Genomic DNA, 10,432 nt, shown 5'->3' with positions numbered 1-10,432 from the left:
CGAAAACAATACTCCTCAATATGATACTAATACTTATGAATTTTCTTATGAAAACGGGCAGGTTTCCAAACTTACAAACTTAGAGGAAGAAGGTTCTTATAGAAATTTTGAATATGACAAAGACAAAAAATTAATTAAAACTATAGAATACTATAAAAATATTCTGATTACTACTGTTGACCTTTATTATTCAGGTAATTTTTTATCATACTCTGATACAAGTGAATACGGAACAGTTAGCAGAGATTATTTTCACTATACTCAAAATTTATTAACTATGTCATGTAATGACAAATTATGTTCTGATACAGCTCTTAATTATATGTATACTTATAATTCAGCAAATAATATAGAAACACTTTTATATAATAAAGTTGATGATGCTAAAGATATATTTTCATACGATCAAAAAATCAATCCTTTTAAAGAATATAATCCGTATTTTAAGATTATGATTAATAATGACTTTTATTTAACCTTATCCCAAAATAATCCGGTACGTATGGATTATTATTCTAATGGTAATCTTGAAGAATCAATCATTTATAACATTACCTATGATAATGATAATTATCCTTTAACCATCGAAGGAAAAGATGCCGTTACAGGTGAATTTAAGATTTCTTATGCATTCGAATATCGAACTATTAAGGTAGATTAGAAAAAGTAAAATATAATATATAAAAACAAAGGCATATTAACATATTTTAATGTGTCTTTGTTTTATAATATTCAATTAATAACTCTTAAATTAATAAAAAAATGAAAAACAAAATTGTACTACTAAACGTTCTACTCTTTATTCTATTTAGCTGCAGTAGTGATAATGATGATAATGATGCTATCGATGTTATTAATAAACCTGAGTCTAAAACTCAAAAGGTTATTCATCATTTATCAATTAAAGAGGTATATAAAGGCGCAAACAATACTCCTCAATATGATACTAATACTTATGAATTTTTTTATGAAAACGGGCAGGTATCTAAACTTACAGACTTAGAGGAAGAAGGTTCTTATAGAAATTTTGAATATGACAAAGACAAAAAATTAATTAAAATTATAGAATACAATAACAATATTCTGGATAATACTGAGGAACTTTTTTATTCAGGTAATTTATTATCATACTCTAATAGAATAAGAAACGGAGTAGTTGACAGAGATTATTTTCACTATACTCAAAATTTATTAACTATGTCATGTAATGACAAATTATGTTCTGATACAGCTCTTAATTATATGTATACTTATAATTCAGCAAATAATATAGAAACACTTTTATATAATAAAGTTGATGATGCTAAAGATATATTTTCATACGATCAAAAAATCAATCCTTTTAAAGAATATAATCCGTATTTTAAGATTATGATTAATGAGGACTTATATTTTTTAACCTTATCCCAAAATAATCCGGTACGTAAGGATATTTATTCTGATGGTAATCATGAAGAATCAATTATTTATACCATCACCTATGATAATGAAAATTATCCTTTAACCATCGAAGGAAAAGATACCGTTACTGGCGAATTTAAGGCTTCTTATATATTTGATTATAAATATATTACAATAGATTAAGATAAATAAAAAATCATATTAATATACTTAAAATATAGATAATAAAGTAAATATATTATTATAACTAATCTGCTTTTTATTTGACTTATACAATGAAAATTTAATAATAATAAAGATGCACGAAAATAAAAATATACTTACTTTATTATTTATCAATAAAACATAATTTTTTAATATTAAAATTTTATTTTAGTAATAATGCCCTATGATATAAGTCTTCATACATAGGAAAAATTTTTTTCTTATCAAATAATAAAGCTTGTTCTTTCGCTTGTTTTTTAAACTTTTGCAAACGTGAGTCATCTTCTAATAAGTAAATAGCGTGCTTGGCCATCGATTCCACATCACCTACAGGTGAAGCAAATCCAGAAAAACCATCTTTATTTACTTCTGTTATTCCTCCCGCATTACTCGATATTACCGGTAGACTGCAAGCCATAGCTTCTAAAGCCGCCAATCCGAAGCTTTCCTGTTCAGATGGTAATAAAAATAAATCCGCCACACTTAAAATACATGGAACATTCTGAATGCTGCCTATGGTCTTTATTTTATCTTCTAATTTAAATTCATGAGTAAGTTTTTCTATTGTTTCTGATTCTGGTCCTTCTCCTACAATCAATAATTTAGATTTTATTTTCTTCTGAACCAAATTAAAAATTTTAACCACATCATCTATTCTTTTTATCTTTCGTAAATTAGAAACATGAATCAATAATTTTTCATTAGTGCTCACAAAATTTCCTCTTAAACAAGGTTGAGTATCTTTAATTAAATCATTATCAATAAAATTTGGAATAACTTCTATATTTTTCTTAATTGAAAAAACTTCATAAGTATCTCTTTTCAAACTTTCAGAAACCGATGTTATATAATCAGACTGATTGATAGAAAATTCTACACCTGATTTATACACAGGATGTTTTCCTACCAGCGTAATATCTGTTCCATGTAAAGTGGTTATTATAGGTAAATTAATCCCTTTTTGCATTAATATTTGTTTAGCAAAATATGCTGCATAGGCATGAGGTATTGCATAGTGTACATGTAGTAGGTCTAAACCTTGAGTTTCTGCAATATTAACTATTATAGTAGACAGGGCTAAAGAAAAAGGTTGATATTCAAATAAAGGATAATTTTTTATACTCACCTGATGAAAGTAAATATTTGGTAAGGTAACATCTAACCGAGCTGGTAAACTATAACTTATAAAATGTACTTGGTTTCCTAAGGCAGCCATATCCATTCCTACCTGTGTAGCTACAATTCCACTACCACCATATGTAGGGTAACAAACAACACCTATTTTCATTTTTCAAATATTGTATAATATTTTCTACCTTAAAAAATTTAACATATCATAATAATTCTCTGAATTAATACCGTGTCCCTCTTCATACTCATGATATTCATAATCTATATCCAGCTCTTCACAAATTGATTTAAATTGTCTAGACCATTGAATAGGTATTATAGGGTCTTTATCACCATGAGAAAAGAAAAATTCTAATTGTGTAAAATCCTCTCCCATATTTATATCTTTTAATAATTCCGGATCAGGATAACCGCTTAAACAAAGTATTTTTCTATATTTTTTAGGATTATGTAAAGCCAAAGAGAAAGAAAGAATCGCTCCCTGACTAAACCCAATAAGATTGATATTATTTTGATCAAAAAAATACTTATTTTTAATTTCTTCTATAAATTCATTGATATAATGCTGAGCTTCTATTGCTTGCCCATAGTCAACCATTCTGGCACCATTTGTAAAATCAAGATCATACCAAGAAAAACCCTCCGTTCCAACAATCCTTAGCCCTCTTAGGCTAATTACATATGCATCCTCGGGTAATTCTTCAGCAAAACTGAATAAATCTTGTTCATTACTTCCATATCCATGTAATAGAAGTATAAGATAAGGTTTTTCTATAGCTGATTTGGGTTCTCTCAATAAATAATGTACCATTTTTTTAATTATATAAAACAAAAATAATCTATTTTTTTTAGACTAATCCATTTTTTTAGTGCACTTTTATAAAAATAGTAATTTATTAATATATATACATTAAAATACAAAATACAATTACAGTAAGGTATAATTTTTGAATATTTACAAATAAATCACAATAAAATGAATAGAGAAAAAAAAGAAGTTGTTTGCATAGGAGCCGGCATTATGAGCGCTACATTAAGTATGCTACTAAAAAAATTAATGCCTGATGCTACAATAAAAGTGTATGAAGTACTTAATGAAGTTGCTGGAGAAAGTTCTTCAGCCCTTAACAATGCAGGTACAGGACACTCCGGTTTTTGTGAATTAAATTATACCCCTGAAATTTCGGATGGTTCTATAGATATTTCAAAAGCTGTGCATACAGCTTCTCAATTTGAATTATCCAAAGAATTCTGGAGTTATCTAGTAACTCAGCAATATATTTCCTCACCTGATACTTTTATACACTCCACTCCGCATTACAGTTTTGTTGAAAATGAAAAAGATATTCAATTTTTAAAAAAACGTTATAATGCAATGATTAAACATCCATTGTTTAAATCTATGAAATATTCTGAAAACAGGAAAGAAATTGAATCTTGGATTCCATTAGTGATGGAAGGCAGAAATGAAAAACAAAAAGTAGCTGCTACAAGAATTGATCTGGGAACAGATATTGATTTCGGAGCGTTAACTCGTGAAATTTTTAATCATTTGCAATCTAAGAATGAAATTGAATTACACCTAAATCATAAAGTAAAAGATATAGATAAAATGAATGATGGAAAGTGGAATCTGAAAATACAAAATAAAAAAACGGATGAAAGTTTCCAGGTTAGTGCAGATTTTGTTTTTATAGGAGCAGGCGGAGGAGCTATTTTATTATTAGAAAAATCCGGCATAAGGGAAGCCAGAGGTTTTGGCGGTTTCCCTGTAGGCGGAGAATGGCTCATCTGCAATAACGAAAAAATTGTACAAAGACATCATGCAAAAGTTTACGGAAAAGCCAATTTAGGTGCTCCCCCTATGTCTGTTCCCCATTTAGATACACGTATGATTATGGGAGAAAAAAAATTATTATTCGGGCCTTTTGCCGTATTTTCTACAAAATTTTTAAAACACGGATCTTTTTTAGATCTTTTTAAATCTCTGCAATTTGAAAATATAGGAGCCATGATTGAGGCTGGATGGCATAATATGGATTTAACTCAATATTTGATAGATCAGGTTAAATTGACTAAAAAACAAAAAATTGAAGCTTTAAAGGAATATTTACCTATGGCTGCTATTGAGGATTGGGATGAAGAAGTAGCCGGACAAAGAGTACAAGTTATAGAAAAAGACAAAGAAAAAGGTGGCGTTTTAAAATTCGGAACAGAAGTTATTTTTGCTAAAGACACTTCTATTGCTGCATTATTAGGAGCCTCTCCCGGAGCTTCGACAGCTGTAGATATTATGATAAATTTAATTAAACAGTGTTTCCCTGAAGAGTATAATTCTGACAAATGGCAATCTAAATTAACAGAAATGATTCCTTCTTTTAATAAAGATTTTAACGAAGAATCGTATTGTGATGATGTTAGAAAAAAATCTCATGAAATATTGCAATTAAATTTATAGTATCTTTTTATTATCTATCACTTAATTATTAACAATCAAACTCTGTTTAGAAAATATATGAGTAATTATTATCCGAAATCATTTTAGAAATATATCCTTTATGATATTGCTAAAAATTAACCCAATTCTCTTTTTTCTAACATAGGAACAAACTGATACTCTCCAAACTCAAGAGTTTCAAAATTTTTATCATCTAATCGCAATATGGTATACATTTTTTGTTCCTTGTTTCCAATGGGAATTACCATAACTCCTCCCACAGAAAGTTGTTCTAATAATTTCTTGGGCAAGACCGGTGCGCCTGCTGTAACAATAATCTTATCAAATGGAGCAAATGAAGGTAACCCCTGATAACCATCTCCAAAAATCTGATGCTTAGGAGAAAAATGGATTTTCTTTAATATATTTTTAGAAAAATCAAAAAGCTCCTTTTGTCTTTCAATAGTGTAAACCTGAGCACCTAAAGCAACCAGTACGGCAGTCTGATATCCGGAACCTGTACCTATTTCCAGCACCTTTTCCCCTTTCTGTACATGGAGCAACTGAGTTTGAAATGCTACCGTATAAGGGTGAGAAATGGTTTGCCCGGAAAGAATTGGAAATGCACGATCTTCGTAGGCAAAATCTTCAAAAGCTGAATCTATAAAAATATGTCTGGGAATTTCATTTAAGGCATGTAGAACATTTAAATCATGTATTCCTTTTCGTTTTAGTAATTCAATTAGTTGATTTCTTCTTCCCTTATGTTTTAATGTATCCAATTTCATCGTTCGCAAGTTATTTAAAATATAAAAGGGATGCAATACCCAACCCTTATTTTCCCTATCCGTTTTTAGTTTCAGCATAAAATAAAAATATATTTTTATTATAAATAATTCAAATATTTATATTATATTGCTATAAAATAACCTTTAAATTATTTTACCTATGAAAAAAATTTTAATATTTATGTTGCTTGGGTGTTTTATAAGTACTCAGGTCTTGGCCTCAGGTTCTCCTTCAGCAAAACAAACCTACCTAAAAAAGAACTTTACAGCTCCTACGACTTCCAATTACGATCCTATGGATGTCTTTGGTCTATTAACTTTTCTTATGCAATATTCCGAAGTTACAGGAAAATATAATTATGAGGTACAGGGGATTACATGGGAAGAGATGGCAGCCGCTATAAGTGGAAATCCGGATGTTATTTTTGTTAAATTAATAGGAAAATTGCCTGAAATATCTCCCAATCTTGCCTGGGAGAAAGTCGGAAACTCTAGAGTTTTAACTCATTTGGAATTTAATAAAGATTCATTAACAGGGATATTTGATGGAAAATATTTTAAAAATTTAAAAATATTTGTCCTTTGGCATACTCAAATCACCTCCATAGATATCTCTAAAAATATTAATTTAGTTACTTTAATGTGTAATTTAAATAAATTAACTAAATTAGACGTATCTCATAATTCTAATTTACAAAACTTATCTATTTCGGGGAATAAACTAAACTACATAGACGTATCTAAAAATAAAAATTTAGTTATTTTAAATTGTGCTGATAATCAATTAACTAACTTAGACATATCTAAAAATACTAATTTGAAGGAATTACGTGTGCAATATAATCATCAACTAATTTCCTTAGATGTCTCTAAAAATACTAAATTGGAAATTTTAGATATTACTTGGACTCCATTAACCTCCTTAGATGTCTCTAAAAACCCTAATTTAAAATCACTATCATGTAACAATATTAGTGAATTAAAGTCTTTAGACATATCTAAAAACCCCAATTTAGAATGGTTATCTTGTAGATATACTTCAATAAACTCTTTAGATGTATCTAATAATCCTAAATTAAAAATTTTATATTGCAATTCTAACTATCGATTAACTACCTTAGATTTATCTAAAAATCCTAATTTAGAGCAATTACAATGTTATGTAAATAAATTAAAATTCTCCACCTTAAAAGGGGATTTTTCTAAACTTGATTATAAATTTAGCAAACTAGGCCCCCAAGCCTCGCTCTATGGAGGAACCAAAGGCTTTTTTGAATTAATCGACCTTTCTTCCGAATACAATATCAATGGAACTTTGACTACCTTTAAATGGTATGATGCAGCTACTAATCAGGAGGTTACAATGTTTGCTGCTAATGGTACTTTCTATGCCAGCCCGGCCAATGCAGGAAAAACCCTTATTTGTAAAATGACGAATGCTTCATATCCAACGCTTACTTTAGAATATGAAGTAACCATAACCAACTCAATGACTCAAGGTTTTTCTGCTAAAACTAGGGATTTTAAAATCCCTGAAAATTTTACTTTAACAGGGCCTGAAGCAGAAACTTCTAATTTAAAGATATATCCTAATCCAGTAATCGATGTATTAAAAATCAATACACCTTCCCAAATAGAATCTGTAAGTATATATGATTATTCGGGCAATGAAGTAAAAAAAGTAAGTCCTGTTATCAATAAAGAAGTTAATCTACAAGGTTTATCGAGTGGAAACTACATTCTCACCGTAAAAACAAGCCAAGGTACCATTACAAAAAAGATCATTAAGAAATAAAAGAATCTTAATTAACCTATAATCAAAACCCGCATTCAGGCGGGTTTTGGCTTTATGAAATAATTTACTCATATCCACAAAACCCTCTCCTCATTTTTTAGGCTTCACTTTTAGAAATCTTATAAATATCCGTACCACAGTTTTTTTAAATCTCCGTAATTGTTATTATAGTAATATTCTTTAAAATCCCTGCCCTTTAACAGATATACACGTCACGAACTGAATTTTCATAAATTAAAGAATAAAATATAAAAACAAACATAATTACTATAAATAATAACTTTTTCATCATACACTTATAAATAAAAAACAAACCATTCAAGTAATTTAATTTTTTATTATAATTATAAAATATTTTTCTTACATTAGTCAAAATAACTTTAAAATATATTACTTATGAGAAAAATTTTATTATTTATGTCAGTGTTATTTATTTTTAACACTTATGCTTTAGCCTCAGGTTCTCCTTCTGCAAAAGCAAATTACCTTCAAAAAAATTTTGTAGCTTCCACTACTTCTAATTATGATGCCATGGATGTTTTTGGAATATTGTCCTTTCTAATGCAATATTCAAACACTATAGGAAAGTATAATTATGAGGTTGCGGACTTGACTTGGAAGGATATAGAAGAAGCTATCAGCGGAAATCCGGATGACTTGATAAATAAAATAACAACCAGTGATATGGAAACCCCTCCCCTTACTTGGAAAGTATCAGGAAATCACAAAGTGTTAACGCGTATTCAAATTTATCAAAATTTTTACGGTACATTTAATGGTAGCTATTTTAAAAATTTAGAGCTTTTAGAAATTATACAAACTAATATTTCCTCAATAGATGTAGCTACAAATTACAATTTAAGCAATCTAATTTGTTATTCAAATAAAATAACTTCTTTAGACCTATCTCATAATTCTAATTTGGAATTTTTAGATTGTAATGGAAATCAATTAACCTCTTTAGATCTTTCAAAAAATCCTAAGTTGAAAAGTCTGATTTGCTATGAAAATAAATTAAGTGCAATAAATTTATCTAATAATCTTAATTTAAAAGTTCTGGTTTGTAATACTAATTTACTAAACTCTTTAGATTTATCTTACAATAATAACTTAGAATATTTAGATTGTGAAAAGAATAAATTAACCTCTTTAAACCTACCTAAGGACAAAAATACAAATCTGAATAAAATTTTATGTGATGAAAATCAAATATCTTCTTTAGATGTAACTCCTTATACAAATTTAGAATTGTTAGCTTGTAATAATAATCAATTAACTTCTTTAAATTTGTCTAACAACCCTAATTTAAAAGAACTAAAATGCAATAATAATCAATTGACCTCTTTAGATTTATCTCATAATCCTATTTTAGAATTCCTAGATTGTAATAATAATCAATTAACTTCTTTAGATTTATCTAATGTTAGAGAATTATTACATTTGAATTGTTATGATAACTTATTAAAATTTTCTACTTTAAAAGGAGATTTTTCTAATCTTAAATATGGAACATTAAGTAAATTAGGTCCCCAAGCCATATGGAAAGGAGGTACGAAAGGTTTTTTAGATTTGATTGACCTTTCCTCCGAATATAATATTCATGAAACATTAACTACTTATACATGGTATGACAAGACTACCAATCAAAAAGTTGCTATGTTTGCCTCTAATGGAGCTTTTTATCCCGGACCGGGTAATAAGGGTAAAACTCTTCTTTGTAAAATGACCAATGCTTTATACCCAAATTTAGATATAGAATATGAAGTAACAATTACCAACTCTATGATTCAAGATTTTTCTGCTAAAAATAGAGATTTTAAAATACCTGACAATTTTACTTTAACAGGACCTGAAGTTGAAACTTCTAACTTAAAGGTATATCCTAATCCGGTAATTGATGTATTAAAAATCAATACACCTTCTCAAATAGAATCTGTAAGTATATATGATTATTCCGGTAATGAAGTAAAAAAAGTAAGTCCGGTTATCAATAAAGAAGTAAATCTACAAGGCTTATCTAATGGTAACTACATACTCACCATAAAAACAAGTCAAGGTACCATTACAAAAAAGATCATTAAGAAATAATTATTTATTAATTTAACTTTATAAAGGGCTTCATTAGATTGAAGCCTTTTTTATTTGTATGATTTTATCGGCAAAAGTTTAAATAAAAACTATGAGTAAAATAAAATTAACATAACCGTTAAGTAATAAAAAGATTGTGAGGATATTATTTTTGTATTCTTCTAAAAAAACATTACATTTGCACACTAAAATTTAAAAGAGCATAAATGCCAACTATTCAACAATTAGTAAGAAAAGGAAGAGCCACACTTACCAAGAAGAGTAAATCGGTTGCTTTAGATTCTTGTCCACAACGTCGTGGAGTATGTACCCGTGTATATACCACTACCCCAAAAAAACCAAACTCAGCACTTAGAAAAGTTGCCAGAGTACGTTTAACAAACGGGAAAGAGGTAAATGCTTACATACCAGGAGAAGGACATAATCTGCAAGAGCACTCGATAGTATTGGTGAGAGGCGGAAGGGTAAAAGATTTACCGGGAGTTCGTTATCACATCGTTAGAGGAGCTTTAGACACCGCAGGTGTACAAGGTCGTTTACAAAGAAGAAGTAAATATGGTGCTAAACGTCCTAAAGACAAAAAATAGT

At 28.6% G+C, this 10,432-nt stretch carries 9 protein-coding genes; 6 read left to right on the top strand and 3 right to left on the bottom strand.

Going from position 1 to position 10,432, the window contains the following annotated elements; all coding sequences use genetic code 11:
- Together C4S77_RS13095 and C4S77_RS12765 are read left to right on the top strand one after the other, a co-directional pair.
- Positions 1 to 661 (top strand): hypothetical protein (locus tag C4S77_RS13095; RefSeq protein WP_181042899.1); only part of this gene is annotated, 661 nt, incomplete at its 5' end.
- A gap of 101 nt (positions 662 to 762) precedes the next feature.
- The gene (locus C4S77_RS12765) at positions 763 to 1,584 is read left to right on the top strand and encodes a hypothetical protein (RefSeq protein ID WP_105247882.1); all 822 of its coding nucleotides are present in this window, start codon (positions 763 to 765) and stop codon (positions 1,582 to 1,584) included.
- A 184-nt stretch (positions 1,585 to 1,768) separates the two neighbouring features.
- Here the strand turns inward: C4S77_RS12765 and bshA are convergent, their stop codons facing one another.
- Together bshA and C4S77_RS12755 are read right to left on the bottom strand one after the other, a co-directional pair.
- Positions 1,769 to 2,893, bottom strand: a complete 1,125-nt coding sequence (gene bshA / locus C4S77_RS12760; RefSeq protein ID WP_105193923.1) for an N-acetyl-alpha-D-glucosaminyl L-malate synthase BshA — start codon at positions 2,891 to 2,893, stop codon at positions 1,769 to 1,771.
- A 24-nt stretch (positions 2,894 to 2,917) separates the two neighbouring features.
- Positions 2,918 to 3,547, bottom strand: a complete 630-nt coding sequence (locus C4S77_RS12755) for an alpha/beta hydrolase (protein WP_105247881.1) — start codon at positions 3,545 to 3,547, stop codon at positions 2,918 to 2,920.
- A gap of 165 nt (positions 3,548 to 3,712) precedes the next feature.
- Here C4S77_RS12755 and mqo point away from each other — a divergent pair, with 165 nt between their 5' ends.
- Positions 3,713 to 5,194, top strand: a complete 1,482-nt coding sequence (gene mqo / locus C4S77_RS12750; protein WP_105247880.1) for a malate dehydrogenase (quinone) — start codon at positions 3,713 to 3,715, stop codon at positions 5,192 to 5,194.
- A 116-nt stretch (positions 5,195 to 5,310) separates the two neighbouring features.
- Here the strand turns inward: mqo and C4S77_RS12745 are convergent, their stop codons facing one another.
- A complete protein-coding gene (locus C4S77_RS12745; RefSeq protein ID WP_105247883.1) occupies positions 5,311 to 5,961 on the bottom strand; it encodes a protein-L-isoaspartate(D-aspartate) O-methyltransferase in 651 nt (216 codons plus the stop codon).
- A gap of 160 nt (positions 5,962 to 6,121) precedes the next feature.
- On the opposite strand from C4S77_RS12745, the gene C4S77_RS12740 reads away from it, so the two are divergent.
- The 3 genes from C4S77_RS12740 (at position 6,122) to rpsL (ending at position 10,431) form a co-directional block, all read left to right on the top strand.
- On the top strand, positions 6,122 to 7,756 hold the full coding sequence (locus tag C4S77_RS12740) for a T9SS type A sorting domain-containing protein (RefSeq protein WP_105247879.1): 1,635 nt from the start codon (positions 6,122 to 6,124) through the stop codon (positions 7,754 to 7,756).
- Positions 7,757 to 8,173: 417 nt separating this feature from the next.
- On the top strand, positions 8,174 to 9,844 hold the full coding sequence (locus tag C4S77_RS12735; RefSeq protein ID WP_181042898.1) for a T9SS type A sorting domain-containing protein: 1,671 nt from the start codon (positions 8,174 to 8,176) through the stop codon (positions 9,842 to 9,844).
- Between the two features lie 206 nt (positions 9,845 to 10,050).
- On the top strand, positions 10,051 to 10,431 hold the full coding sequence (rpsL, locus tag C4S77_RS12730) for a 30S ribosomal protein S12 (RefSeq protein ID WP_105193917.1): 381 nt from the start codon (positions 10,051 to 10,053) through the stop codon (positions 10,429 to 10,431).
- Position 10,432: the final 1 nt, after the last annotated feature.

The sequence above is a fragment of the Apibacter adventoris genome (assembly GCF_002964975.1).
Classification (GTDB): domain Bacteria; phylum Bacteroidota; class Bacteroidia; order Flavobacteriales; family Weeksellaceae; genus Apibacter; species Apibacter adventoris.
Note: the sequence above shows the minus strand (reverse complement) of the source record. Positions and strands in the feature narration are given on the sequence as shown.